Here is a 25267-nt window from a genome sequence, read left to right as displayed (position 1 = left end):
CGGCCGTCGGTTGGGACGGGCCGCGTCATGACCTTGTTGTATCCCACCGGGTTCGCCTGGGTCGGTGCCCTGATCGGCGTGGAATGGCCTGAAGCAGACGAGGATTCGCTGCGCCGAATCGCCACCGCGTGGCGCGACGCAGGCGAGGACGTCAAGGCGCTGTCTCCGGAGTTGGAGAGCGCTGCTCAAGAGGTGCAGCGAAACATGCAGGGCGCCACCACCCAGGCCCTCGACCAACTGTTCCGCGATCTCCTGAGTGGCGACCTCTCGCCGGACAAGATCGCCGAAGCGGCCAATAAAGCCGCGGAGATGTCGGACACTTCGGCCACGAACGTCGAGTTCACCAAACTCTCGTTTTACGCGACGCTCGCTGTCACCGCACTGCAGATCATCTTGGCGTGGGCCGAGGCGGTGGAAACACTGGGCGCATCGTTGGCCCAGATACCGATCATCCAGGCCATCGGTCGATTTGCCGTCCAGATCGGGCTGAAGGAGTTGCTCGACAAGATCGCGGCAAACGTGGCCGGCAAGATCCTCTTGCAGGCGGTCAAAGGAGCGGCCACCAACGCGGCCCTCGCTGCGGTGCAGAATGCCGGGTTGCAGGGGTATCAGATTGCGGCCGGTGGGCGGAAGGACTTCGACCTCGGCTCGTTCGTCAAGGCCGTGTCGGTGGGCGCGGTCGGCGGCGCAGCGAGCGGCGCCGCCGGTGAAGCTGCCAGCAAAGGCCTCTCGAAACTCGCGGGGCAAAACATCGACGAGATCTCCCATTTCGGATCACGCGCCGGGCGGAAAGCCGTCGCCGGAGCAATCGATGGGGCCACTGGTGCGACAGCCTCCGGGGTCTATGCGCACGAAGTCTACGGTGACAAGTTTGACGCGCGAAGTGTGCTCGGCGGCGCGGCAACTGGCGCTCTCGGGGCGGGTGGCCGCACCGCGAAGACGCCGGAAGCGCCATCTGGTGGCGCTGGTAGCGGTGGTGCGGGCACCGGCGAGGGATCGGGGTCGGGTCACGGCGGATCGCCGGACGGTCAACCGAATGGCTCGACCTCCGGTGCGTCGCCGGGTGCACCTGGTGCGCCGACCGGGGCACCGGGCAGTCCCGGATCGGGTGCAACGCCGTCGGGGTCGTCGCCAGGAGGCGGTCCGTCGGGGGGCGCTCCCGCGGGCGGATCGTCCGGTGGTGCGCCCGGTTCCAGCAGCGGGTCGTCGCCGGGTGGCGCGCCCGTGGCAACTCCGTCGGGTGGCTCGTCGCCCGGGGCAACTCCGTCGGGTTCGACACCCGGTGCGGGCCCTGCGGGTGGGTCCCCATCGAGCGGGTCACCGGGTGCCGCACCATCGAATGCCCCAACTGGTGGGGGACCCCAAGTCGGCCAGCATGATTCGACGGCGACCCCGGCGCCGCCGTCGTCGGGAGGTGAACCATCGAACGGTTCGCCGGAGGGCGGGGCTGGTGATGGCTCCGTAGGTGGTGAGTCGCCGCATGTGGGTGATGGTTCGGCAGGTGGTCCACCCGACAATCAGCCGTCGCCTCCGGGCGGCGAGGGTGACTCTTCGGGTGGTGACGGCGGGTTGGGTCCGGGGGATCCGAGCGATGGTGGCGGTTCTCAACCGTCCCCACCGTCGCAGCCGAATCCGGCGCCGGATACGCCGACATCACCGCAGCCTCCGAATACTCCTGCGCCGAAACCGGATTCGCCGTCACCGCCGGCGCCTGTCGATCCGTCGCAGCCCGGTCTCGACGGATTCCCGAGTGGCGGCGATGCGCCGACCGGCCAATCACCGCACGGCGGTCATGACGAGCCGGGTGGTCCGCACCCCGAGGCGCTGCCGTCGGAACCATCGACTCCCAACGGGCCCGGTGTACCCGCCGCCACCAATGGTCACGAGACGCCCGCCAATGCCGGCGGGTCCCCTCACGGTGTGGAACCGACTGCTGGCCAACATGATCCGACGTCGACGACGCCGCAGTCCGCCGGCCAGCCGACGCCATCGCCGCAGGCTCCCGCCTCGACTACGCCGATGTCGGCCGGACAACCCGTACACGCCTCGGGGTCGGGTGTCCCCACAGCGACCACGCCGACGTCGGTCCACTCCGCGCCCGTCCCGGACGGACCATCGTCGGCGCCGCCCCAGACGAATGCCGCGCCGACACCGACGACGAGCGCACCGCCATCCGGGAGCAGTGCACCGGCGCCGGCCGCCAACCCACCGGGTCCGCCCGGCAATACGCCCGCGCCCGTGGGGAACTCGCCAACCCCGGCGAGTAACGTGCCCGCACCGGCACACAACGCGCCACCCACGCATACGCCACGAGTTGATACTCCCTCCGGCGACAACACACGCCCGCACACGAGAGCACCCGAGGGGGACCCGCGGCAGGCGCCACGAACCGATGGTTCGAGGGCAGATCCTGCAGTGCGACATGAAAATTCGCCGACACGCGGCGATGGGGCGACGAAGCCGGAATCAGGAGCGCAGCATTCCGCCCCGAAACCGGATAGCCACGGATCTGATCGATCTGGGACCGGCGACCCGTCCGGCTCGCATCCTGCCGCGGCGCCGACACCGGATCGGACCGGCGGTCACACCTCGGTCGAGAAGGGTGCTGGAGAGCCCTCGAAGCATGACGGCGCCACACCAGCACCGGAACCGGTGGAGGCGTCCACCGCTGACTCGTCGCCGAAATCTCTGGATGCCCAGGACCAGGGCATGGACAACGGTTCGTCCACCCCGGACCCGATACAGGCGTCACGCACCGACGATCCCGTTGCTGTCAATAACTCTGGGGGACAGCAGAATTCTCTCGATTCTACGGCCGAGACAATCGACTCCGATGGAACAACGCGATCTGACGGTACGCCGTCGTCGACACCCGACGTCGGTGGTACCCCCAATGGCGATCCAATCCCGGCGACCGCCGACGACACCCAACTCACCACCACCGGCGACGGTTCGTCGGCCACGGGTGACGTGGCGGCCGATGCGGATGCCGCCGCGCTGCTGGTGCTCGGCGCGGACGCCACACACCCCGCGTCGGCTGGGGGACGCGAGACCACCCAGACCCGGGCGCGACTCGACGCGGCACGCGCATCGGCTCAGGCTGATCGCGAACAGCATGCTGGCGCCGACGATCAGCACCTTGACACGGACGGTGATCGCCACTCCGGAGACCATCAGGCCGGGTCTGAGACATCGCGTGCCGGCGAGGACGAGGTCGATGCCCATGTCCCGGAACTGCCGTCCGATCAGCCGTCGTCCGACCACCGCGGGGACGACCCGGCGAACCACTCGGGCACGGATGCGCTGTCGGCCATCGATGAGCATTTCGGGCGACCCGCCGACGAGCATGCAGCACAAGGGTCTTCGGATGACCTGGGACTGAGCGGCCGAGACCTGGAGAAGTTGGGCGGCGGCGAACTCAAGCCCACAGACCCCAACATGCTGCATCAGCAGCTCACCGAGTTGGGTGACGGTGCGGCGGCGCTGGTCGTCGTAGAACATCCGTCCCTGGTCGGCGACGACGGTGCGCCCGGCGCACACGCGTTCGCGGCGATCAACCGTGACGGTGAGATCGTTCGTGTCGACGGACCTCCCGGGGCGCGAGTCGAGACGCCGATGAGCGACGACCTCGGAGGCCAATCGCGGGCGATGACCTTCGATGCCGACGGAACTGTCGTGGATCCGCTTGGGTTGCAACCGACAGACGGTCACCGAGGGGACGATTCCTCCGACCACACGGAGACCGGGAATGAGGCGGCGGACGGTTCGGCAGCTGAAAAACACGAGGCGACCGCCGATGAACCCGCGGATGATTCGACGACCGATTGGGACGATGGCGACGAGCCGGCACAGACGGCTGCAGAGAAAACCGACCATGTCCGCGACATCGTCACTGACGACGCTGGAGAACTCCTGGGAACCGAAGATGCCAAGGGAGTGCGGCTACTCGACGAGGAGCGAATTGAGCAGATCCGTCGAGAACTGACGGAGAGATTGGGACAACCTGACGTCAAACACACACCGAAGGGTGACATCGAGGTGTGGAAGATCTCCGACGATCCGAAGGTGACTGTCACGTATCGTGAACACAGTCGGTCGGGTGGTGTCACGATCGACGTGAATGGCGTCGATGGGTTGTCGGGACTCAAGCGATTCCATGTCGAGAAGTGAGAAGTGAGGAGTGTCGCGTGGCCGAAAGCACTGGGGCATACCAAGAGAACCTCGATTACCTGGTCGACTATGCGAAAGACGACTGGGTGGGGTTCTCGCCGATCGTTGGCGCTGCGACGTCGTTGGTGCGGTCTGCCTACAGTCGGGAGAGTGCAACCGACATGGTCTTGGCATTGATCTCAGACCTGCTGGATCAGGGAGTTCAGGCCGGTGACCTGACTGACTCCGACGAGAAGCCCTTCGTGCCATGGGTATTGACCAAGAGTGAGGTATTGGAACGAATCCGGGCCGACATGGTTGCGCTGCCAGAACTACCCGACTCAGGTGACATCTGCTGGTTCGCGATCCTCTGAACCGTTGACGGTGTCAGTGCTTGAAGAGTTCTTCACTACTGCACTGATCGGCGCGCTGATCGACGTGTGGGTGGCAGGTAGAATATGAGATGCCTTACCCAACAACGTTGTAACGGCATCCGCTCGACCCTGCTAAATGGTGTCCGCGACTTCGCCGCGGAGTGGGCCGCAGGTCGAACGGTGGTTCCACTCGAGGAGTTGAACGAAGCCGAGAGCTCCGGAGTTCTCGCTGCACTTGGCGATCTGTCGCCCGAACTCGTCTGTCTCACTACAGAAGGACTCGGTGCCGAGTTGCCGGACCAAGGGGTGTCCGCCACGTTGGCAGAGGTAGCCGATTGGCGATGGCGCTTAGCCCCGTTCGATGTGGTGATCGTGACACCGGATCTCGACGCTGCCGTACTGATGTCGGTGGACGAGTTCGCACTGGTCGGCGGTTCCCGAGAATGGCTGGAAAAGGCGCTGGGCAAATCGATTTCACAGGCGCGAGACGAGTTTCGCAGCTACGCGCACGACATGTCGTCGGCGTCTCGTCATCTCATCGGGCTTGCCGACCGGTATCGGTGAGCGACGCTACGCCAACGCACCCTCGATCTTGCGGCTGTCGGTGTATCGGACATGCGGCGCCCACCGCAATACCGTTGCCATCACCTGCTCGATGGGGGGTGTGTAACCCTTCGGGAGGACCGGCTGTTCCCTGCTGATCGCTCGATTCCTTTCTTGGGCTTGCTGACTCAGGATGATGAGGCGGTTGGTGAAGCATGTCGTGACCGCTGCGTTGGAGGCCTCGCGGTCGGTGCTGGCGGTCATCGCCACGACATCACCCCACCGGAGCAGGGAACCGTCGTCGAAGACGACCCCATCGGGGTTGAAGGCGAACTTCGGGTTTCCTTCACCGTCGCGGATCGACACCATGCCGGTGGTGGCGATCTCCCGCGCGATGGCGTCCTGGATTGCCGGGATCGGTACGTACTGGGACGCCGTCAGAACGCTCCACTGTCCCACGTGCGGTGCGAATTGATGGACCGCGGACCAGAACTGGTCAAGGTTGTTCGTGTGGGACAGCCACAGCGTCGAACCGTACTGCAGGGGACGTCCATTGGCGTCGACGGCGTTGGTGGTCACGACCAGTGACCGGCGTTCGACCTTCGACGATTTGACCATCTGCGGGCCGGTGAACGTGGTGTATTCGAGGTAGGCCTCGGTGAACTCACACGCCTGGATCTCGTTCCACGTCAATTCGATTGCCGGGGTCCACAATCCCATAAGTGATGCTGCAATCTGGGGTTTCCCGGCTTGCAGGCGTCCTGCGTACCAGATCACCAGGGCGGGAACACCGAGCATGATTGCGGCCACGACAGAAATGACGAGGATGCCCGGATTGCCGGTTGCGATGCCGATGAGGATGCCCACCACCCCGATTGCGGCCAGGAACCGGAAGACGATCGTGCCGGCGGTGACAGGACGTGGGGTGCCGTAGACAGTGACCACCCCGGGGGTGCTGACGGCGGCAGACCTCGGATCGTATCGAGGGTCGATCGGGTGCTGTCGTCGATTGTCGGGCATGCCGTCGATGCTATCGGCCCGGCCGAGGTGTGCCGCGATTCGCTACGCTCACTGCCAGCGAGCGTGGGCACGCCAGGGGAGGGACCGATGACCAACGCGTTTGACGCGGCCGATGGTTCGCCGACGCCGACGCCGACGCCGACGCCGTGGTCGTGTTTGTCGTGGCGACGGCGCCCGTCGGCACGAAAGGTGAGGGTTGTGCTCGGGTGCTCGGCGGCCGCGGCGGCGCTCGTGGTGCTGTTCTGTTACCGGGCGGGTCAGCCGAAGATCGGTTGTACGAATGACCCCAATCAGCCGGCGCGGTACCCACCGACCTCATGCGTGTCGTCACGTCCTCGGTACGTCGGCGTGGAGTACGACGTACCGTCCCGGCCGTACATGCTGACCTGGGGCATTGTGATCGGCGTGGTCGTGATGCTCGCGGCGCTCGCCTACCTCTGGTGGCCGCGTCGTGCACGTCCGCTGGCGTGGATGGAGTTCGAGCGCCGCTCGGCGACGGTCCGGGCGGCGCTGGCCGAACAGTACGCACGCACCCATGACCCGTCGGTCGGCCGGAAACTGGAGAAGTTCGACACCGACTACGCGGAGATTGTCGCGCAGTACGCGCCGCGGCGACGTCCATCCGGATGACGTCACGTTGCCGGAGTCCCTTCAGGTCTCCTATGGTGACCGCATGAGTGTGTCTTCGGGGGCGGGGGGCCCGACCGAAACGTCTCCCGACGTGCCGTTCAGCCTCGGCGGAACAGTGACCTCGGCCGAGGCCACCCCGGCGTCCGCGCCAATATCCGAGATCGGTGTCGAACTCGTTCAAGCTCTCCTCGTCGACGCGCCACCCGACTGGCTGGCCATGGCCGCGACCTTTTCGCTGACCGTCGACCGCGCGAACGCACTCGTGGTGTTCGCCACCCCGACCGGCAACGTCCGGACACTCGCGACGCCGGAGGCATTCGACCTGGTGCGTGCGCGACGCGAGCGCGACATCGCCACTGGCCGCGGCTTGTGGTGGCGGATGATGGTCGGTGTGCAGCACGGAGAGTCGCCGGTGAGCGACTTCGACTTCGGTGACGCCCCGTTCTCCGCTGAATTCCTCTTCGCACCTGAGGATTACCGCGCGGACATCGCTGCTCATCCGGACAGTGCGGTGCCGGTATGGTTGGCGGCATACGCCTTTCACGAGGGCCGTCAGCATCGTCGCCCGCGAGAGGCAGCGCAGGCGTCGTCAGTGCTTGCGGGTGCCGACGATCAGTGGCCCGATCGTGACCTCATGTGGGCCCGCTGGTCTGCGGTGTCGGCTTTCGCTGCTGCCACCGGAAGCGTTGCGGGGCCCAGCATTGCGCCGAGTATCGGGATCTTTGAGTCGTCATCGGGGAGTGGATCGACGTTCGTGCTGCTGCCCAGTGGCCGCGCGGTACTCTCTGGCGGCGTTGCCGACGACCCAGAGTTGCGCGATGCCTACCTCGGTGGCAGCCGACTGCCGGATCTGTTTGCGGGAGCACCGATCTGGGTGTGCGATTCCACGCTGAACGTCCGGCTCGAGTCAGGTATGTTGTCATTTTGCTGGTGGTACGACGACGGTCACTGGTATCGCGCCCAATCCCCGGATGCCGTCTCGTGCGCGGTTGCGGTGCCCGCGATACTCAGCACCGACGATGCCGTCCGCACGCTTGCCGGCATGCTCTCCGACCACCCGTCCGCCAACCCCGCTATGCTGGCCGATGCGTTTGTCGGGGCCGTCGAATCTGGAACTCTCACAAGGACTCTGGTCGAGACCGTGCTACCGCGGGCGCAGGGCTACGACACCGATGCAGCACTCGTTTCACTGTCGGTGGCCGGGCATTTCAATGACCGAGAAGGGTGATTGCGATGGCGAACGAAGAGATGAAAGAGATGCTGCACACCCTGCTTGCTGATCTCGAGCAGCAGAAGGCCGACATGTCGACCCTGCAGCAGCGGCTGGCGTCGGTCACCGCGAGCGCGTCGTCGGCGGAGGACCTCGTCACCGCCTGGGTCAACACCAAAGGCATTCTCATCCAACTGAAGTTCCACCCCGACGCCGTCGACCGCGCCGGCGGGCTGTCCAACCTCGGGCGCTACATCACCGAGGCGACGCAGAAAGCAGCTCAGGAGGCGCAGAAGCAGGTCGATGCGATCATGGCGCCCATGCGGCAGCGGGTCGGCGATCTGCCGAAACTCTCGGACATGTTCGAAGGTCTGCCGGATCTCGACGACTACGTCCCTGAACCGGTCGACCCGTCGACCGAGCCGCCGGACTCGCCGTCGCGACCGGTGTCTCCGTATGCTGAAGACGAACATTACGAGGAGGTCGAGCGGGACCGCCGATCCCGGCGCGGCCCACTCGACCAGTCCTGGTAGCTGTAAGGGGGAGCAGTAAATGACCAGCGGTGGAATCACACAGGTCGAGGCACAACAGTTGCTGGCCGGTGCCCAGCGACTCGACAACGTGGCCGGCAGGCTTGACGAGATCCGTAATGCATTGCACGGCAAGCTTGATGCCGAAGGCGAGTCGTGGGGGTCGGACAAACCGGGCACCACTCACTCGTCCGGTTACGAGCCGCAGATGACGAATATCCTCGAGTCGACCGAGACGCACATCGACAACATGATCGAGCACGTCAAGAGCATCGAGGACGCCGCCAGGAACTTCGTGGAGACCGAGACCGGGAACACGCGCAGTTTTCAGGCGTGAGTTCATGACGTACGCAGGTGAATCGGCCGACTCGCCGACTCCGTGGTCTTGTGTGTCGTGGCGGCGGTATCCGTCGGCGCCGAGAATCGTTTGTCCGCGACTGACTTACGAATAGACCGCACTGGAATTGGACCGGTAGATCAACCGATCGCCGCCCGACGTACGGTCGAACACCTGGATGTGCGTGCAGCCACCGAGATTGATGGCCCAGAGAAGCTTCTGCTGATTGAATCTCCTCTCCGGGACGATCACCCGCATGGGCAGATCGATCAGTGTCTCGCCGTCTCGGGGCGCCATCCTAGGGTGAACCGCACCGACCCGCGGGTGCACACCGATCTCCATCGTCCCGGTCGATGTCCCGCGCGCGATTACAACACGATCCACGTCAGTCCACGCGAGTGTTTCTGTGCGAAGTCGAATCCCCGGTACCCGACACGCAGCGATGACGCCCGTTCGATCAGTACGACGAATCCGCCGAGCTGCAGCAGGATGAGGAGCAGTGCATACGGGAATCTGTACCGGGGGTCAGGGTTGAGCGGCACGTCCTTCATGAGAAGCGTTAGCCCGACCCACATCGACACGCACACAACAAGAAAGATCGATCCCTCCAGCCGCGATCGGGGAGTCCGAATGCGGTACTCGGTGCGTGTGGCCACTCGATGGGAGATGAACCCCTAGATCATGGAAAGGCATGCTGCCTCAGTCGCGATGCGCAACAGCGTTTTGGGCGACACCGACGTGGAGAGGTAGGCGATACAGATCAGGACGGCGGTGCCGGACATCATCGATCCGACCAACATCAGACGACGTAGGCGAACGTTGTTGCGCCATAGTTGCTCGGCGTAGTTGGGGTCTATCGGGTCGAGGGAGAATCGGCTGTCATTCATCGCATGCTTCACAGGTTGAGGGAGTTCGGAAAACCGGCGTTGTCGTTCACCGGCGACTGTGGGGCGCCTAACTTGGCCACGAGTCCGAGGAGCGCTCCAGCGGGGTCTCGGATCAGTGCGGTGTCGCCGATCAACGTGTGTTGTGGGGGCGACGCGATGGAGCCGCGCTCCTTGGTGGTGTCGCGCAACGCGCGATCGAGATCGTCGACGAGAAAATATGTGCGCCAGTGTGATGGGCCGTTCGAGCGAACTACCCCGGCGACCGGGATGCCGCTGTGGGTGAGGACGCGGTAACTGTGCTGGTTCGACTGAGAGATGTCCGGGGTCAGACGCAGCGTCGACTGGTAGAAGTCGGCGACCAGCATTGGGTCCGGCGTGACCAACTCAAACCAGGACGACGCTCCAAGGGCATTCATGACCGCGCGCCCGGAAATGGTTGGCTCCCACAAGGACATGGAGGCACCTGCGGGGTCCTGAATCGTGGATACCTGGGCTGCACCGAGGTAATCACTTGGGCCCCAGAGTAGTTCACCACCAGCGCGACGCGCTTCTGATGCCGCAAGGTTCAGGTCGCCGACGCGGAAGTACGGGTGCCAGTACGATGCGCCGTTCGCCAGTTCCGCGGAACCGGGCCAGATACCGCACACCGGTTGGTCATCCAGTAGCGCGATCGTTTGTCGACCGTTGTCGACGTACTCCCACTGGAAGAGGGCCGTGTAGAAACTGCGGGCGGCCGAGACGTCTGGCGTGACCAGGTCGACCCAGAACGGCTCGTTCAGGAGTGGCTGCGGGCTCTTCGGTTGCGTTGAAGCGTTGTCAGACATGGATTTTCAGGTTGTGAATCATCGGGAAGGGACAGCGGTCGATGTGGAATCGGGTGTAGCCGGCGTCGGCGCGGTCCCGGCTTGCGTTGCGGGCGGCGGGGGAGTGCCCGGAGACGGAGTCGCCGACGGAACCGACGTCGGTGACGCCGGCGTAGCGTCCGGGCTGGATGGCGCGCTGTGCGGATTCTTCGGCTCGGGTTTGGTGAGCCACTTCCAGGCGGACTCGAGCTGGCTTTTGGCTGTCTGAGTGGGCTTGTCGAGTAGTTGCTCGTTGCCCTTGTCTTTGAGCTGATTGGCGAGTACGTCGGCGCCGAATCGGAGGCCTGGGTTGTTCTGTAGCCCGCGCGAAAGCAGGGGTGTGAGTCCGCCTTCGAAGAGTGTGCCCGTCACCTTTTCCACCGGCGTGCTCAACGGCGTGAGCGCAGCACCGGCGAGCCCGCTCTTCAGAGACTCGCCGGCGACTTTCTTCACGTCGTAGCCAGTACCCCACATCCAGTGATCCCGGCCTTCTTTGAGGGACTCTTCGATCGCGGTCTTGGCCGCCTCCATCGCAAAGTTCTTGCCCGCGTTCTTGAGAAACGCCTTGACCGTGAACTCTTCGAGGATTCGCTCGACCATCTGCTCGATGACCTGACGCAGCGTCAGCTGCGTGGCCGCTTCTTCAGCCGCGATCTCGGCGGGCGCTCCCCAATTGACGTAAGCGGTTGCGAGGGCGATCTCGATGAAGATCATGAGTGCGATCAGTTCGACGATGAAGATGACCTTGAGAGCGGTCAACTCGGTCGACATCATGTCGCAACGCTCGGCGAGGAACTCGGCCTGTTCGGCCAGCTCGTGGAGCGATCTGTCGCCGGATTGCAGCATCTTCAGCTGCTCGTGAATCGCCTTCTGGGTGTCGCCTCGAATGGAGGTGTCGATGGTCGACGACACGGCGTTGATGTCGCCGAGGGCCTCATTGATGTCGAAGGCGTACTGATGCCATCCGGCATGAAGCCGATCCATCGCGTCCTCGTCGCCCTTGGGCCACTCCATACCGATCAAGCCCAACGGGACCGTCAGCACTGCGGGACATTCCATACCCATGTCGGCTACCCCTTCCAGCTGAAGCTGTTCTCGGTGTGATGCTCCTGGCCGGCAGTCTGGTCGGCCGCCCACGACATTGCGGCGCCGAGGTAGCTCAGATGATCGACGCCGATATTGGAGTTGAAGAACGCCGTCCCGGCCTTCTCTGCATACGGTTGTTCGAAGGACTGTCCAGTCTCGTCCTCACCCCAGCATTTGCCCTCGGCGTTGAGGAGCGACGCCAGCCTCAGCTCGGCACGCTTGAGCTTCTCCGAGATATCGCCCACCGTTTTTGCGTGCTTGACGTATTGCTCGGTCTCGAGAAAGAATTCGTCGGCCATTATCTGTTGTCCCCCAAAGCGTTCGACGGTCGGATGTGCTACCAGGCGCGATCGGTGAAGGAGTCCCGACGCTGCTCGGGTTCGCGCGCGTACTCGAAGTGAGGTTCGTCATCGACGGTGTTGGTGTGTGCCTCGATGTCCTCGTAGTACATGTCGTCGTCGGCAGCGGCCGGGGCGGTGCGCGTCGGCGGTGTCAGCGCTGGCTCTGGCCGGTCCGCCAGCTTCGCCGCGATATCGGGGAGCCCGTCGAAGATCTGTGAGGCGCGAGGCAAGGACTGTTGTTTCGCCGTGATCGGAGCCCACAGTTCCTGGGTCCTCGCGTTGACCTCCTGTGCGGCCGCCTGCGCGGCGGCGGTAATGGCCGCGCCGAGCCGCTGGGGTGTCAAGGTGGTCAGCGCGTCCTCGTCAAGGATGGTTTCGGTGACGATGCCGCGTGCGTTGACCGACACTTGGACGCGACCGTCGAGCTCGGAGGCCGTGGCAGTCAGCTCGATCGCCTTGGTGCGAGTCGACGCGATGTCGCTCAGCAGAGAGTTCATCGTCCCGAGCAGTGGCTCGATGTCGTCGGCGGTGCGTGGAAAATCCATATCTGTTCCCCCTGCAGATTGGTTGCCGAGTCAGGGTATCAGCGCTGGTTGGGGCCACTCCCGCTCGCGCAGGAGGGCGTCGGTCGAGTGGATGACGGTGGGATCAATCCTTGATGACGACCGGAACCGCCTTGATCGGCTCACCCAGGATCGCCTCACCGTTCAGTGTGGTGCGCAGATACTTGTTGGCCTTGTGTTCCTTGTCCTCGCCACCGGCTCCGCGAGCACCGCCCGCACCCGTGCCTGCCGGGCCCATGCCGGTGGCGCTGGCCCCTCGACCGGTCATGGTGCGCTCGACGGCCGCTGCCTCCTTCAGTCCCTTGGCCAGCGCACTCTCCTTCGCGAGAGCGCTTTGCAGGGCCTTACCGCCGAGGCCTGCGGCCCCGCCGCCACCTCCACCCTTGAGGCCACCGGCGCCGCCACCACCGCCGCCGAGGCCCTTGAGCTTGGCCGCCTGCGCGGCTTTGTTCAGTGCTGCCAGACCGGTCGGTGTCGTGAGCCCGGCCTTCTTGGCCTTGTCGATCTGCGACAGCGCCTGTTTGGCGGCGTTCTGTGCCTGCGACAGTGCGTTCTGGCCGAGGCTAGAGGCCTGCTGTAGGCCACTGGTCAGGTTCGACAGCGGGTTGTTGGTCGACGTCGGCGTATTGGGTGTTGTGATCTTGGCCGGCGTGATTTTGGGGGTGTCGGGTGTCTTGATGTTGGGAGTGCCGCTCGGCATCGAGGGGGTGCCGCCGCTGGGGACTCCGCTGGGGCTGCCTGGTCCGCTGGGGGTGGGGTTGTAGTTGGTCTGATCTGGATTGGTTGGCGCGGGTGCGGGAGAGTTACCGAAGTCTGGCAACGCTTGGCTTGACAGTCTCAACCCTTCGTCGTAGGTGTCTCGCATTACACCTTGCAGGGCCATTGCGGCCTGCTCCTGCGCTGAATTGAAGAGACCTTGGAACGCTTGAGCTGGAAGAGCGCCATAGTTGGAACGGAAGGCGAGCGAGTTACCGTCACCCGTGAAATAGACGTCAATGGCGTCCGGGACCGGAAGGGAATACCACGAGTTCATCTGGTCCTGAATCCAGTTCTTGACCTCGTCTTTTCCGGGCATATTCGACTTCGTAAGGTCGACAGTGCCTCCGATATTCGTGAGATTGTCTGCCATGGCGTTGATCGAATTCTTGAGGGTCTCGCCGATCTGCACATACTTTTGCGTCGCCGCGTCCGCAGCCTTCGCGCCGTCTCCACCCCACTGGGATGACGTGACCGTCTTCATCCCGTTCTCCATGTCCTCGAACCCGTATTGGAGAACTTCCTGAATCTTCTTCCACTGATCAGCGGCGTGGGTCATCTTCTCGGATGAGAGTTTCTGGGATCGGTTATGCAGATTGATCCAGTCCTGATACGCGTCCCACGCCTCACCGAAGTACTTCGGCCCGTTATCGCTCTGCACGCCGTCGGGAAGCGTGGTCTTCGGCAACTCGCCCTTGCGCTCCGGCTTGTAAGCGTCGGCCGTTCGCTTGCCGTTGAACGCGTCGTTGGCGAGGCCCTGTATCCAGTGAAGCGCACCTACGTTGATCGGCCCGAGTGCTGTCTTCACCGCGTTCGTAACAGCGCCGCCGACCGCATTAGCGACGTGGCCCAAACCGTCGAGTACACCCATTGAACGACCCCCAAAGATCCTCGCGTGAACTGGTGCAATGTTAGCGGGTACCGTATGCGCCGATGCCGGAGCGCCACCAGTAGGACGCAGAGCAAGGGGACGGGAATGGCAGGTATCGGGGAGTTCGTGGGAACAGTCTCGCCACAGGCGGTGAGGCTGTTCTGTTCGGTGCTCGGACAGGACTGGATACCGTATCCCTTCTTGAGCTACCCAGGCCGCGACGTGACATTGGAGCAGCTCGAAGCGGAGTTCGCGCGGATTCGACAGGACTGGGACCATGAGCCTCCGCGCGAGTTCGATGACTGGGCACGCACATCAATCCGTCCTGACTTACGGATCGAAGCGGTCGCGACCGACCCTCGTCCAGACGTGAACCCAACCAAGAAATCCATTCGGGTGAATGGTGTTCGTCGGCATGACCTGGGATTCGTAGCGGTCCAGGAGACCGAGGACGGCATCCCGTCGGGCGACATTTCCGTGTACGCGATGAATGCGGTAGACCTCGGCCGCGCGGTCGTTGATGCCATGCCGACGCAGACCGTGGCGACAGAGCCGGTTGGTGATCTGTTCTTGCTAGAGCCAGCGCAAGAGCGGCGTCAGTCGTTATACGACGATGAGCGAAGTGACGATTGGGATGCCGAATTGCGACGAGTTCTCGGTTCAGAGATTTGTCGGTCAGGTTTCGTTCAGGTTCGCGACGGGCGGGCTAATGAGTGGAAGCTCGACAGTACGGCCTCGCGACTGATCTGGGCGGATTACCAGGAGTTTGGGCGCTATCTCTGGGGGCGCGGGGAGTCGGCTCTCGCCGTGAACCGACAACGAATGATTAGTGAACTCAACGCAGTCCTCGGTACCCTGGTTGATGCTATTCGTGAGCGTCGGGGAGGGTGACGGGATGAGTCGTCATGCGGGGTTGATCTGGTGACCGGTCCTGTGGGGCCGTCGTCGGGTGGTCAGGGTCCTGGCGGTGATCCAAGTTGGTCGGGTGAGGGCGGTGGTCGGCTTGGTCCTCAAGGGCAAGCCTACGGTTCAGGTCCCGGGTATTCAGGTGCGCCGGTAGGTCCGCAGGGGCAGTCGGCCGGACCCTATGGGGGTGGGTGGCTGCCGTCTGTTGGTGGGTCTGGAGGCCCGCAGTCTCCGAAGCGGCGGTCGGGGTGGCGTCGCTGGTGGTGGGTGTGGGTTCTGTCGCTGGTTGCGGTGGTGGTTTTGGTCGTGGGCGTCGTTGTTATCGCGGGGTCGTCGTCTGGCTCGGACGAGCAGTCGCTGGTGGGGCCGGAGGGCACGATTACGGTGCCGGCGAGTGAAAATCCGAAGACTCAGGATGATTTGTGGGATCCGAATAATGTTCCGGATTCTGCGGTGGCAGCCGTGGGTGGAGACCCGACGAGTCGAAGCTGCAATTTTTATGAAAATTCAAAGGGTTGTTCATGGGGAGCGAGAACTGCGACCGGAGCCGAATACAGCCTGTTTGTGTGGATGTCGACCTCGTCGTTTGATGAGGTGCGTCAAAGAAAGGACAATGTCGATCAGGTAATGACAACCGTGGGCGGCAAAGATGCGGTTCGTTATCACGATCGAGGTAGGTCGTATGCTGACGACTGTTACGTTACATGGGGGACATCGTTTGGATCGACTTGGATTGAAGTGCGCGCTGAGGATTACGGGAATGTAGAGGAAAGTCCCGATATTCCTAGACTATGCGCAGAGTGGGCTGACCAAATTCACTCAGTTGCACCGCATTAGCTGTGACGGAAACTAGAAATGATAAGGTGGGGAGATAATGGGTGGTGGACCGGAGAATCCAAGTCAAAACGGGGACTCGTCTCTGGAAGTGACCGCGCCGAACCCGGTGCCCGCGATGTTCACGGATCTAAATTCGGCGCTTGACAAGGGCTTGTCTCAGGCTGGCGAGGGCAACCTTTGGCTCGAGCCAGATGCGGCGCAAAATGCTGCGCGCGCATGCGCACAGCTCCTATCGGCTCTGAAATCCGCGAAACGGAACGATCACCTAGCGGCGAAAGTCGACGGCATTGGGGAGTTCGTTCAAGACGTCGATTACCGCGAAAACCGTTTGAAAAAGAAAGCCGACGGGGCAGACGAACGGTCGCTAGATTGGATTCTCGCCAAGCATATTGAAGCCGTTTCAAAGCTTCGGGACTTATACATAAAAGCAGGAAAAGCATACGCTGACGCCGAGATTGACAATAAGAAAGACTTCTCGAGTGTGGACCTCGACCATATACAATTCCGCAAGAAGTCGGTGAACCCTAACAATTCAACTCCTGGTGCGCATCTGGTTGTGACCAACGCAGATGTCAACTCGGCTTAGAAGGTTCTCCGCATATAATGGATCGGCGTGGTCGAACTTCGCGCCTCGATTCTGGCTGCACTCGCGATTCTAGAGTGCATTATTTTCCGCTTCACATTTTGAAAGCCACGTCAGGTCCAGATTCTGTCCGACCGAGAGCGATCTCAGCATTTCTGACTCCTGCAATGATTCGTCTCGACTCATTCGAGTCGATGACTGCGTCGCGTTCGAGGTGGTTGACGATTGATATCAAATCGTCGGGCGTCTTGTCGACGACCCATTCGACGTATCCAGGTAATAGCGCGCTCAGGGCGCCGTAGCGTCGGGCCCGTCCAATTTCCCGGAGTGTTTGGCCAACGGGACTGGGGTCTTCGGTAGCGACAAGACCATCGACGATGGCAGCTGTCATTGGGCCTGACGTTGAGTCGGATTCTTGGGAATGCGCTTGTGCTGCAGCAATATATGAGCGGCGGGCGGCGGAAACATCGCCGGCTGCGCGTGCCGCTGATGCAGCTGCGAGTTGGAGTGACGGCAGCATCTCGGCGACGGCCTTGGGATCGGCAGTGCTGGCGTGGTCGAGGGCGATGCGATTCCAGTCGAGTTGCTGTCCGGGTGTGGGTTGGACGCGAGCGAGGTGGTAGGCGGCCAAGCAACGCTCGTAGGGTTCGAGAGCAGCGTTCCAAGCATTGCGGTAGGCGATATCGGCGTCGGCGAATAGCCCGACGCTTTCGGCGGTGACCCCGCGTTCGCACCATGCCAGGACATCGTCCAAGCGACTCATGCGCATCCTCCCCGTTCTGATGCTGACCTGCTCGCAGGTAGTCTAACGACGCGAAACGGTCGGGCACGCGCGTGGTTAGGCGTGCAGAGACTGGTCGGGAACAGCGAGAGGGGGCTCGGTGTCGACGCAGGGGACACCAGGCGCGTGGTGGGAGCGCGGACTAGAGGCGCAGGCTGCCAATGACGCCGCTCAGGCCGTTGCAGCGTTCACCCAGGCGTGGGAGACGTCGGCCACGCCGCGGGATCGCGCGATCAGCGCCCACTACCTGGCGCACTCGTCCACGACAGCTGAAGATCAACTGCGGTGGGCACGGATCAGTGTCGAGCAGGCGGCCGAGGCCGAGTTCGACGAGGTCGTCGAGATGCTGGTGTCGCTTTATGTGACTCTGGCAGACGCGTATCGAGAGAGCGGCGAACTCGATCGTGCCCGCGATTACTACATGCACGGGTCGGAGGTCGCCGAGGCGATCGAAGAGGCTGGGGGCTCGATTGACGAGGTGACCTGGGGAGCGATCAGTTCAGGACTGGGGGCTTGCGGTTTTGTCGCGCAGGGTCTGTCGGAGGATGTGTTCACGCTGATCGATTCGCTGGTGGAATCGGGGTCGTTCGGGGCGTTGAGTGTCGTGTTGCCGGCGGTGTTGCGGTGCACGGGTACCGACGCGCAGGTGCAACGGCTGGCGGCCGCGCTCGATACGGCGTATTGGACGCCCGGGTTGATCGGTGGCTCGGATCGGATGTTGGTGCTTGCGGCTGCTGCCGCTGCTCGCGCGCAGATCCAGACGAGCGTTGAGCAAGGTGCTGGCGTGTCAGCCGAGGCCGCGGAGCAATCGGGTGGTTCGGTCGTCGCTGGGCTGGCCGCCTCGCCCGCGCAGCAAGTCACGGATGGCGAGTCCGATGCGCCCGATGTCCCGTTTCGGCTGTGACTGCGCCGCTGAGGTTCTTGACAGTCTGAACAGCGAATCTCGTCCCGCTTTGGCTGCGGGTCGAGTGAAATCGATGTGGGTGATCTCGCTCAGCGGTGGAACCGCTCCCTCAGTTGCGGATCGCTCTGCCACCAAAGCGTCGTCGGCTCCGTACTGGCCACCGCTGACTTAGCGGATGCACCATCCAAATCCGCATCCTCCGCCACTTCGCGAACCTGCTCATCCGCCCGGAACCGCGCGAATACGGCCATGAGAAACGGCAATCCGACGAGGTCGCCGAGAATCCAGAAAACACCGGCACCGATGGTCTGGTCCGTGCGGATCGACGGACCCCAATCCCGGCCCAGCGCAGCATAATACGACGCAGCGACGATCGAACCTTGCCACAGCACGACGCCGAGCACGCCGTCGCCGAGTGTTTCGACCAAGGACCCGATCAGCGACACGCTTTGCGGGTACCGGCGTGGGACCGGGTCGAGCTGCAGGCGCGCGTAGAAGTAACCGAAACCTATGGTCACCAACAGGATTCGAGTTGCGTAGTCGACCGCGGTGTTGGTCAGGAGCGCCGAATACCAGCCAGTGAGGTAGATCAGCCATGGCGTGACGAGCAGCATGGCCGAAGTCATCAATGGCGATGTTAGGAGACGTGCAGGCCGACTGTGCAGACAGTGATCGAACCGTCCTCGACCCGAACCAAGCGCGTCGCGCACGACAGTCACGGGCATCCCCAAGGCCATTCCGAAGGGCGCGACCATCAGGATCAGCACGAACTGCAGTGACCGCACCCAGAACAGCACGTCGCTGTACACGCCGACGAAGCTACACGCGCTCAGGAGCCAGACTCCGCAGCCGACGACGAGAAACAACACCGCCCGATAGGCGGGAACCGTGGATCGCCGCCACATGAGGGCATAGCCGATCGAGACGACGGTAATCACGATCAATGTGGCCGGGTCCAGGCGCCACGACGACAACGCGGTGGCGAGGGTGAGTGGGGTGTCTACGGCGGTCACGTGCCCAGTATGCGCTCGGGTTGGTTCGGCGTAGATTTGCGCCGTGATTGTCGGAATATATTCGGGCAAAAGGGAATTCGTTGGTGGCTGCATGTGGTCTCGATGCGCTGGGCTCCTTCGTCGCCCGGCTTACTCGACCGGCGAAGTGGGGGTCTCGATGCGCTGGGCTCCTTCGTCGCCCGGCTTACTCGACCGGCGGGGAATGCACGCGGTCTCCGTGGTCTGGATGCGGTTTCGACTCGCGTCGGGCTCGCTTCGCTCGCTCGTCGCGGCTCAACCAGCGGGACCGGGGGACTCAACCTGCAGTTGGTGCCCCCAACAACTCATCCCGCCGCGAATCCACCAGTACGCGCACCGCGTCGATCACCGCGGCCACCTCGGGTCGGCGGAAGGATTCGGTGCGCGCGACGAGCCAGTAGGTGAGTTGGGCGTCGACGTCGGGTAGGACGCGGACCAGGTCGTCGTGGCGGTCGGCCATGTAGCAGGGGAGCAGGCCGATGCCGGCGTGGGCGCGGGTGGCCTCGACGTGGACGAACACATTGGTTGACGTCACCGACTCGGCCATCTGGGGAACGAGGCGGCGGGCGAGGTCGAGGTCGTCGACCTGCAGCATGGAGTCGACGAAGTAGACAAGCGGATGCGCCGTCAACTGAGCCTGCGAGGTAGGCGCGGCGTGCTCGGTGAGATACCGCCGCGAGGCATACAGGCCGAGGCGGTAGTCGGCCAGGCGGATCGCTTCGGCGCGATGCACGTGCGGTTCGCCGACGACGACCTCGATGTCCAAACCGGCGCGATGATGCGACGCCAGGCGCGTCGCGGTGACGATCTCCACAGTCACGCCCGGGTGCCGCTGTCGCACGGCGACCGCGGCAGGTGACGCGAGGTAGGCGGAGAAGCCGTCGGTCGCCGACAGTCGCACCACGCCGCTGATCGACGGCGACCCCTCCACGTCGGTGGCCAGACCCTGCACGGCTGCCTCGATGCGCTCGGCCGCGGCAAACGCCTGCCGACCCAACTCGGTGAGCTCCCAGCCCGCCGCACCCCGCGACAAGACGCGGCCGCCGAGCGATTTCTCCAACGACTCGATCCGCCGGGCGACGGTGGTGTGGTTGAGGTCCAGCAGATCGGCGGCAGCGGTGAAACGGCTGGTCCGACCGACCGCGAGTAGCACCAGGAGATCGTCGGAACTGAGCTTGCCTGCATCCATGTCTGCATTTTTGCAGATGGTGCTGGCGAAGTCGGTCATTGCGTGCGCATTTCTAGTTATTCATACTCGACAACAGTCGTGACCTGCCTCACATGAGGCCCGAGAAACAGGAGAGATCATGACCAGTGCATCGAGTGCTGCGCCACCTCCGCAGCCCACCAGCGGCGACGCCGACGGCAAGGACACCTACGAACCGTCAGGCCTGAAGAAGGTCGTCACCGCATCGATGGCCGGCACGGTCGTCGAGTGGTACGAGTTCTTCCTCTACGGCACCGCGGCGACGCTGGTGTTCAGCAAGTTGTTCTTCCCCGCCGGCGGCAACGAGTATGACGCGATCATCGCCGCCTTCATCACCTACGCCGTCGGCTTCATCGCACGCCCGCTCGGCGGCGTGGTGTTCGGCCACTTCGGCGACAAATACGGCCGCAAGCAACTGCTGCAGTTCAGCCTCATCTTGGTGGGTATCTCCACCTTCCTGATGGGCTGCCTGCCGACCTTCGACGCCATCGGATACTGGGCACCACTGCTTCTGGTCGCCCTGCGCTTCCTGCAAGGCTTCGCGGTCGGCGGCGAGTGGGGCGGCGCGGTGCTGCTGGTCGCCGAGCATTCGCCCAACAAGTCGCGTGGATTCTGGTCGTCGTGGCCGCAGGCCGGTGTGCCGGTGGGTAACCTGGTCGCCACGGTCGTGCTGCTGATCCTGACCACCACCCTGTCCGACGAGGCGTTCCTCAGCTGGGGCTGGCGTGTGGCGTTCTGGCTGTCGGCGGTCATCGTGCTCGTCGGCTACTACGTCCGCACCAAGGTCACCGACGCGCCGATCTTCGTGCGTGCCGCAGAGGAGGCCGAGGAGATCAAGTCGTCGTCGTTCTCGGCCATCGAGGTTCTCAAGCTGTACCCGCGGGGCGTGGTCACCGCGATGGGTCTGCGCTTCGCCGAGAACATCATGTACTACCTGGTGGTCACCTTCACCATCACGTACCTGAAAATCGTTGTGCAGGCGGACACTTCCGACATCCTCTGGTGGATGCTCGCGGCCCACGCAGTGCACTTCGCGGTGATCCCGTTGATCGGCAAGCTCTCTGACCGTATTGGCCGCCGCCCGGTCTACGCAATTGGTGCCGTCACCGCCGGACTCTGGGGCTTCTTCGCCTTCCCTCTGATGCACACCGGCAACTACGCCGCCATCATGGGTGCGATCATCATCGGCCTGGTGTTCCACGCCTTCATGTACGCCGGTCAGCCCGCGATCATGTCCGAGATGTTCCCGACCCGCATGCGGTATTCCGGTGTGTCCCTGGGCTATCAGGTCACCTCGATCGTCGCCGGCTCGCTCGCGCCGATCATCGCGACCGCCCTGCTCAGCCGCTTCGACTCGTCGGTGCCGATCGCCATCTACCTCGCCGCCGCGTCGGTGGTCACGCTGATCGCCGTCGTCTACGCCCGGGAGACCAAGGGCATCTCGCTCGAGTCGATCGACGCCGCTGACGCCGCAGCGCATCTGGGTGATCAGGGTGCCACTCGCAAGGAGGTGACGGCATGAGTGCTGCGGATGAGGCCTCGATGCGCTCGGCTCCTTCGTCGCCGGGCTTACTCGACCAGCGGGTAGAGGGCGGCGTGAGTGGCGAGGCCTCGATGCGCTCGGCTCCTTCGTCGCCGGGCTTACTGGACCAGCGAGGGAGGCGGGCTCTGATCACCGGTGGCGCCAGCGGAATCGGCGAGGCCTGCGCCCACGCGCTCGCCGAGCGGGGTGCCCACGTGATCATCGCCGACGTCGACGATGTGGCCGCCAAACAGGTTGCCGCGCAGTGCAACGGCGAGGCATGGCGCATCGACCTGCTCGACACAACCGAACTCGATGACCTACGCCTCGACGTCGATATCCTCGTCAACAATGCCGGCATCCAATCGGTCGCTCCCATCGAGGAATTCGAGCCCGAGACGTTCCGGCGGATGCATCGGCTGATGGTGGAAGCGCCCTTCCTGCTGATCCGCGCGGCACTCCCGCGCATGTACGCCAACGGTTTTGGTCGCATCATCAATATCTCGTCGGTGCACGGACTGCGGGCCTCGGCCTACAAGTCGGCGTACGTGTCGGCCAAGCATGCGCTCGAAGGGCTGTCGAAAACCGTTGCACTGGAAGGTGCGTCGAAGGGTGTTACCAGCAACTGTGTGAACCCCGGCTATGTCGAGACCGAACTGGTCCGCACCCAGATCGCCGATCAGGCCAAGGTGCACGACATCAGCGAGGACGAGGTCGTCGAGAAGGTCATGCTCACCGAGAGCGCCATCAAGCGGCTGGCCCAACCCGCCGAGGTCGGATCGCTCGTCGCGTGGCTCGCGTCGGCCGACGCCGGGATGGTGACCGGGTCGTCGTATCCGATGGACGGGGGCTGGACCGCCAGCTGACCCTCGACAATCCGCCCGCGACATGCATTGTCGCGGGCGGATTGCCGCATTCGGGGTCGCCGCGAGCACCGACCCGCCCATACTTCGACCATGACCGAATCCGGGCAGGCCCGCAGCACCGCGGTGGTGATCCGCAGCATCTACGGCACCGCGTCGGCCGAATGGTTCATCATCTTCGCGATCGGCACCATCCTGGTGACCCGCGCCTATCTGCAGCTCACTGGCTACCCACAGGTGGGCGGCGGCGACCTGCACATCGCCCACGCGCTCTACGGCGGGGCGCTGATGATGCTGGCGTTGCTCATCGGCTGGCTGTTCCTCGGCCCGGTGATGCGGGTCGCGGCAGTTGTCCTGGGCGGCATCGGTTTCGGGCTCTTTCTCGACGAGGTCGGCAAGTTCGTCACCAAGACCAACGACTACTTCTACGGACCGTCGGCCGAGATCATGTACATCCTCGTCGTGCTGATCCTGCTGGCCGGACGGGTCGTGCGGGACGTGCGCAAACCGACGGTCGCCGAGGCACTCGCCAACGCCGCAACCATTGCCTCCGACGGCATCTCGCACGGACTGCCGCAGCGCCGACGCCACCAGGCGACCCAACTGCTCGCGCTGGCCCGCGATCTCGACGCCGACCCGCAGACGATCGCCACCATCACGACGCTGCTCGACGCCAGCACTGACCGACCCGACCGACTGATGGCACTCCGTCATCGCGCAGCGCAACTCATCCCCAACCTGTTCCGCAGCCCGCGCTGGCTCACCGCCGTGGGCTGGCTACTCGTCGTCAGCGCAGGCGGCTCGATCCTGGTGGTCATCCTCGGATGGGTCTTCAACGACCGCGACATGGGCGACATCGACCTCTACTTCGAACTGAACCGCGACAGAACCGCCACCTGGATCCTGTTCGTGGCGAGCATCATCACCTTCGCCCTCGCGCTGCCCGCCATGATCGCCCGCAACCGCACCACCCGGATCTGGCCGCTGCGGGTACTCCACTTCGCCGCGTTGATCAGTGTCCTGAGCAACGCGCTCGTCGACTTCGCGCTCGAAGGATTCGGCGCCCTGACCAACCTGGCGGTCGGCCTGTTCGCGCTGGCGATCATCAACTATCACCTCGGCCGGCGCACCGCAGCGCTGACCTCACCGGACGAACGTGATCAACTGAGAGTGTGATCACCCTGCCACGCAGCACCGTCCACGAACGACTCGACGCCTTCGAACGACGGTCCATCGACCGCGACCCGTCGATGCGCGCGGCGGCCGTGGCGATCACCATCAGCGAGCGCGACGGACAGCAGGGCATCTGGCTGTGCAAGCGACCGGCGACGATGCGCCGCCACGCCGCGCAGTACGCGTTGCCCGGCGGGCGACTCGATCCGGGCGAGGACGAGCAGACCGCGGCCCTGCGGGAACTGCACGAGGAGATCGGCGTCGAACTCGGTGCCGACGCAGTCGTGGGCCAGCTCGACGACTACGCCACCCGCTCGGGATTCGTCATGACGCCGGTCATCTGCTGGGCCGACGACGATCAGCCGCCCACCCCGAATCCCGATGAGGTCGCCCAGCTGTTCTTCGTCACCTTCGACGAACTCGTCGTCGAACCACGGTTCCTCACCATCCCCGAATCCGACCGGCCGGTGATCCAACTGCCCATCGTCGGGGCGCTCGTCCACGCACCCACCGCCGCGGTGATCTATCAGTTCGCCGAGGTGGTCCTGCAGGATCGACACACCCGGGTCGACGGCCTTGAGCAGCCCGTTTTCGCCTGGAAATAAAAATTCTTCAGATCAGGAATGAAATCGGACTGCGGTCCGTTTAAACTCTTCGATGGGCCACGACGGTCCACCAGACCCTGATCGACAATCACTGGAGGAACTCCGACATGACCACCGCAGTCAACGCCCCCATCGCCGCCGGCACCTGGACCATCGACACCGTCCACTCGGCTGTGAACTTTTCCGTCAAGCACCTCATGGTCTCCAAGGTGCGCGGCAGCTTCGACACCTTCTCCGGCACCATCACCATCGCCGAGGACGGCACCCCGTCGGTGCAGGCCGAGATCGACGTGACCTCGATCAACACCAAGAACGAGCAGCGTGACGGCCACATCAAGTCGGCCGATTTCTTCGACGCCGAGAAGTTCCCGAAGGCCACCTTCGTGTCCACCGGTGTTGCCCCCAAGGGCGACGACTACGTCCTCACCGGCGACTTCACCCTCAAGGGTGTCACCAAGCCGGTCGAGCTCGCCCTCGAGTTCAACGGTGTGAACCCGGGCATGGGCCACGGCCCGGTCGCCGGCTTCGAGGCCACCACCGTCATCGACCGCAAGGAATTCGGCATCGACATCAGCATGCCGCTCGAGGGCGGCGGCGTCGTCGTCGGTGACAAGGTCACCATCACCCTCGAGATCGAGGCCGGTCAGCCGCAGGCCTGACGTAGTTCTTCGATCCTGAGGTGCGAGGCGCCAGCCGCGGCGGCTTCGATCCCTGGG

28 protein-coding genes are annotated in these 25267 nt (G+C 63.9%); 16 read left to right on the top strand and 12 right to left on the bottom strand.

From position 1 onward, the window contains the following. Window positions 1-27: 27 nt before the first annotated feature. The 3 genes from AAFP30_RS22305 to AAFP30_RS22295 all read left to right on the top strand — a co-directional run bounded on the left by AAFP30_RS22305 (window position 28) and on the right by AAFP30_RS22295 (window position 5087). Window positions 28-4170: a hypothetical protein gene (locus AAFP30_RS22305; protein ID WP_419232212.1), complete on the top strand. Its 4143-nt coding sequence runs from the start codon at window positions 28-30 to the stop codon at window positions 4168-4170. A gap of 17 nt (window positions 4171-4187) precedes the next feature. Next, on the top strand, window positions 4188-4523 hold the full coding sequence (locus tag AAFP30_RS22300) for a hypothetical protein (RefSeq protein WP_419232211.1): 336 nt from the start codon (window positions 4188-4190) through the stop codon (window positions 4521-4523). A gap of 198 nt (window positions 4524-4721) precedes the next feature. Then, window positions 4722-5087: a hypothetical protein gene (locus AAFP30_RS22295; protein WP_419232210.1), complete on the top strand. Its 366-nt coding sequence runs from the start codon at window positions 4722-4724 to the stop codon at window positions 5085-5087. Window positions 5088-5093: 6 nt separating this feature from the next. Here AAFP30_RS22295 and AAFP30_RS22290 read toward each other — a convergent pair whose 3' ends face one another. After that, a complete protein-coding gene (locus AAFP30_RS22290; RefSeq protein ID WP_419232209.1) occupies window positions 5094-6086 on the bottom strand; it encodes a hypothetical protein in 993 nt (330 codons plus the stop codon). Between the two features lie 87 nt (window positions 6087-6173). On the opposite strand from AAFP30_RS22290, the gene AAFP30_RS22285 reads away from it, so the two are divergent. From AAFP30_RS22285 to AAFP30_RS22270, 4 genes are read left to right on the top strand one after another with little or no spacing between them, the layout of a single operon-like run. Beyond that, a complete protein-coding gene (locus AAFP30_RS22285; protein WP_419232208.1) occupies window positions 6174-6716 on the top strand; it encodes a hypothetical protein in 543 nt (180 codons plus the stop codon). Window positions 6717-6759: 43 nt separating this feature from the next. Then, entirely contained in the window at window positions 6760-7944 is a 1185-nt protein-coding gene (locus AAFP30_RS22280) for a hypothetical protein (protein WP_419232207.1), read from the top strand. A 5-nt stretch (window positions 7945-7949) separates the two neighbouring features. After that, on the top strand, window positions 7950-8459 hold the full coding sequence (locus tag AAFP30_RS22275) for a YbaB/EbfC family nucleoid-associated protein (protein WP_419232206.1): 510 nt from the start codon (window positions 7950-7952) through the stop codon (window positions 8457-8459). Between the two features lie 19 nt (window positions 8460-8478). Then, window positions 8479-8793: a WXG100 family type VII secretion target gene (locus AAFP30_RS22270; protein ID WP_419232205.1), complete on the top strand. Its 315-nt coding sequence runs from the start codon at window positions 8479-8481 to the stop codon at window positions 8791-8793. A gap of 105 nt (window positions 8794-8898) precedes the next feature. Here AAFP30_RS22270 and AAFP30_RS22265 read toward each other — a convergent pair whose 3' ends face one another. From AAFP30_RS22265 to AAFP30_RS22230, 8 genes are all read right to left on the bottom strand, one after another. After that, on the bottom strand, window positions 8899-9090 hold the full coding sequence (locus tag AAFP30_RS22265; protein ID WP_419232204.1) for a hypothetical protein: 192 nt from the start codon (window positions 9088-9090) through the stop codon (window positions 8899-8901). Window positions 9091-9161: 71 nt separating this feature from the next. Next, entirely contained in the window at window positions 9162-9335 is a 174-nt protein-coding gene (locus tag AAFP30_RS22260; RefSeq protein WP_419232203.1) for a hypothetical protein, read from the bottom strand. 132 nt (window positions 9336-9467) lie between these two features. Further along, complete coding sequence (locus AAFP30_RS22255) at window positions 9468-9680, bottom strand: hypothetical protein (RefSeq protein WP_419232202.1); 213 nt, start codon at window positions 9678-9680, stop codon at window positions 9468-9470. An 8-nt stretch (window positions 9681-9688) separates the two neighbouring features. Continuing rightward, on the bottom strand, window positions 9689-10504 hold the full coding sequence (locus tag AAFP30_RS22250) for a VOC family protein (protein ID WP_419232201.1): 816 nt from the start codon (window positions 10502-10504) through the stop codon (window positions 9689-9691). Between the two features lie 18 nt (window positions 10505-10522). Then, window positions 10523-11587: a hypothetical protein gene (locus AAFP30_RS22245; RefSeq protein WP_419232200.1), complete on the bottom strand. Its 1065-nt coding sequence runs from the start codon at window positions 11585-11587 to the stop codon at window positions 10523-10525. A gap of 5 nt (window positions 11588-11592) precedes the next feature. Next, window positions 11593-11907 (bottom strand): hypothetical protein, encoded by a 315-nt coding sequence (locus AAFP30_RS22240; protein ID WP_419232199.1) that lies wholly within the window; start codon window positions 11905-11907, stop codon window positions 11593-11595. 38 nt (window positions 11908-11945) lie between these two features. Beyond that, a complete protein-coding gene (locus AAFP30_RS22235) occupies window positions 11946-12494 on the bottom strand; it encodes a YbaB/EbfC family nucleoid-associated protein (protein WP_419232198.1) in 549 nt (182 codons plus the stop codon). Between the two features lie 103 nt (window positions 12495-12597). Beyond that, window positions 12598-14139 (bottom strand): hypothetical protein, encoded by a 1542-nt coding sequence (locus AAFP30_RS22230; protein ID WP_419232197.1) that lies wholly within the window; start codon window positions 14137-14139, stop codon window positions 12598-12600. 105 nt (window positions 14140-14244) lie between these two features. Between AAFP30_RS22230 and AAFP30_RS22225 the strand changes: the two genes are divergently transcribed. The 3 genes from AAFP30_RS22225 to AAFP30_RS22215 all read left to right on the top strand — a co-directional run bounded on the left by AAFP30_RS22225 (window position 14245) and on the right by AAFP30_RS22215 (window position 16468). Continuing rightward, on the top strand, window positions 14245-15030 hold the full coding sequence (locus AAFP30_RS22225; RefSeq protein WP_419232196.1) for an ESX secretion-associated protein EspG: 786 nt from the start codon (window positions 14245-14247) through the stop codon (window positions 15028-15030). Window positions 15031-15312: 282 nt separating this feature from the next. Then, a complete protein-coding gene (locus AAFP30_RS22220) occupies window positions 15313-15882 on the top strand; it encodes a DUF3558 family protein (RefSeq protein WP_419232195.1) in 570 nt (189 codons plus the stop codon). 88 nt (window positions 15883-15970) lie between these two features. Beyond that, window positions 15971-16468: a hypothetical protein gene (locus AAFP30_RS22215; protein ID WP_419232194.1), complete on the top strand. Its 498-nt coding sequence runs from the start codon at window positions 15971-15973 to the stop codon at window positions 16466-16468. Window positions 16469-16559: 91 nt separating this feature from the next. Here AAFP30_RS22215 and AAFP30_RS22210 read toward each other — a convergent pair whose 3' ends face one another. Next, window positions 16560-17228: a hypothetical protein gene (locus AAFP30_RS22210; protein WP_419232193.1), complete on the bottom strand. Its 669-nt coding sequence runs from the start codon at window positions 17226-17228 to the stop codon at window positions 16560-16562. A gap of 118 nt (window positions 17229-17346) precedes the next feature. Between AAFP30_RS22210 and AAFP30_RS22205 the strand changes: the two genes are divergently transcribed. After that, window positions 17347-18150, top strand: a complete 804-nt coding sequence (locus AAFP30_RS22205; RefSeq protein ID WP_419232192.1) for a hypothetical protein — start codon at window positions 17347-17349, stop codon at window positions 18148-18150. A gap of 89 nt (window positions 18151-18239) precedes the next feature. Here the strand turns inward: AAFP30_RS22205 and AAFP30_RS22200 are convergent, their stop codons facing one another. Further along, on the bottom strand, window positions 18240-19163 hold the full coding sequence (locus tag AAFP30_RS22200) for a cytochrome c oxidase assembly protein (RefSeq protein ID WP_419232191.1): 924 nt from the start codon (window positions 19161-19163) through the stop codon (window positions 18240-18242). 295 nt (window positions 19164-19458) lie between these two features. Next, window positions 19459-20370, bottom strand: coding sequence for a LysR family transcriptional regulator (locus tag AAFP30_RS22195; protein ID WP_419232190.1), 912 nt, complete (start codon window positions 20368-20370; stop codon window positions 19459-19461). Between the two features lie 118 nt (window positions 20371-20488). On the opposite strand from AAFP30_RS22195, the gene AAFP30_RS22190 reads away from it, so the two are divergent. From AAFP30_RS22190 to AAFP30_RS22170, 5 genes are all read left to right on the top strand, one after another. Further along, entirely contained in the window at window positions 20489-21910 is a 1422-nt protein-coding gene (locus AAFP30_RS22190; RefSeq protein WP_419232189.1) for an MFS transporter, read from the top strand. A 92-nt stretch (window positions 21911-22002) separates the two neighbouring features. Then, window positions 22003-22776, top strand: a complete 774-nt coding sequence (locus tag AAFP30_RS22185) for a 3-hydroxybutyrate dehydrogenase (protein WP_419232433.1) — start codon at window positions 22003-22005, stop codon at window positions 22774-22776. Between the two features lie 90 nt (window positions 22777-22866). Continuing rightward, window positions 22867-23949, top strand: coding sequence for a hypothetical protein (locus AAFP30_RS22180; RefSeq protein ID WP_419232188.1), 1083 nt, complete (start codon window positions 22867-22869; stop codon window positions 23947-23949). Then, entirely contained in the window at window positions 23946-24551 is a 606-nt protein-coding gene (locus AAFP30_RS22175) for an NUDIX hydrolase (protein ID WP_419232187.1), read from the top strand. Before AAFP30_RS22180 ends, AAFP30_RS22175 begins: the two co-directional genes overlap by 4 nt. A gap of 107 nt (window positions 24552-24658) precedes the next feature. Next, window positions 24659-25210 (top strand): YceI family protein, encoded by a 552-nt coding sequence (locus AAFP30_RS22170; protein ID WP_419232186.1) that lies wholly within the window; start codon window positions 24659-24661, stop codon window positions 25208-25210. Window positions 25211-25267: the final 57 nt, after the last annotated feature.

The organism is Gordonia sp. CPCC 205515 (assembly GCF_048537925.1).
GTDB lineage: Bacteria > Actinomycetota > Actinomycetes > Mycobacteriales > Mycobacteriaceae > Gordonia.
This window is presented reverse-complemented; position numbering and strand designations above follow the sequence as displayed.

Coding starts and splice junctions, on each gene's coding strand:
- AAFP30_RS22185 (WP_419232433.1), top strand. CDS start 22,003: ATGCGCTCGGCTCCTTCGTCGCCGGGCTTACTGGACCAGCGAGGGAGG.
- AAFP30_RS22280 (WP_419232207.1), top strand. CDS start 6,760: ATGAGTGTGTCTTCGGGGGCGGGGGGCCCGACCGAAACGTCTCCCGAC.
- AAFP30_RS22210 (WP_419232193.1), bottom strand. CDS start 17,228: ATGAGTCGCTTGGACGATGTCCTGGCATGGTGCGAACGCGGGGTCACC.
- AAFP30_RS22170 (WP_419232186.1), top strand. CDS start 24,659: ATGACCACCGCAGTCAACGCCCCCATCGCCGCCGGCACCTGGACCATC.
- AAFP30_RS22230 (WP_419232197.1), bottom strand. CDS start 14,139: ATGGGTGTACTCGACGGTTTGGGCCACGTCGCTAATGCGGTCGGCGGC.
- AAFP30_RS22285 (WP_419232208.1), top strand. CDS start 6,174: ATGACCAACGCGTTTGACGCGGCCGATGGTTCGCCGACGCCGACGCCG.
- AAFP30_RS22305 (WP_419232212.1), top strand. CDS start 28: ATGACCTTGTTGTATCCCACCGGGTTCGCCTGGGTCGGTGCCCTGATC.
- AAFP30_RS22190 (WP_419232189.1), top strand. CDS start 20,489: ATGACCAGTGCATCGAGTGCTGCGCCACCTCCGCAGCCCACCAGCGGC.
- AAFP30_RS22225 (WP_419232196.1), top strand. CDS start 14,245: ATGGCAGGTATCGGGGAGTTCGTGGGAACAGTCTCGCCACAGGCGGTG.
- AAFP30_RS22245 (WP_419232200.1), bottom strand. CDS start 11,587: ATGGGTATGGAATGTCCCGCAGTGCTGACGGTCCCGTTGGGCTTGATC.
- AAFP30_RS22290 (WP_419232209.1), bottom strand. CDS start 6,086: ATGCCCGACAATCGACGACAGCACCCGATCGACCCTCGATACGATCCG.
- AAFP30_RS22195 (WP_419232190.1), bottom strand. CDS start 20,370: ATGGATGCAGGCAAGCTCAGTTCCGACGATCTCCTGGTGCTACTCGCG.
- AAFP30_RS22240 (WP_419232199.1), bottom strand. CDS start 11,907: ATGGCCGACGAATTCTTTCTCGAGACCGAGCAATACGTCAAGCACGCA.
- AAFP30_RS22265 (WP_419232204.1), bottom strand. CDS start 9,090: ATGGCGCCCCGAGACGGCGAGACACTGATCGATCTGCCCATGCGGGTG.
- AAFP30_RS22255 (WP_419232202.1), bottom strand. CDS start 9,680: ATGAATGACAGCCGATTCTCCCTCGACCCGATAGACCCCAACTACGCC.
- AAFP30_RS22275 (WP_419232206.1), top strand. CDS start 7,950: ATGGCGAACGAAGAGATGAAAGAGATGCTGCACACCCTGCTTGCTGAT.
- AAFP30_RS22180 (WP_419232188.1), top strand. CDS start 22,867: ATGACCGAATCCGGGCAGGCCCGCAGCACCGCGGTGGTGATCCGCAGC.
- AAFP30_RS22250 (WP_419232201.1), bottom strand. CDS start 10,504: ATGTCTGACAACGCTTCAACGCAACCGAAGAGCCCGCAGCCACTCCTG.
- AAFP30_RS22235 (WP_419232198.1), bottom strand. CDS start 12,494: ATGGATTTTCCACGCACCGCCGACGACATCGAGCCACTGCTCGGGACG.
- AAFP30_RS22270 (WP_419232205.1), top strand. CDS start 8,479: ATGACCAGCGGTGGAATCACACAGGTCGAGGCACAACAGTTGCTGGCC.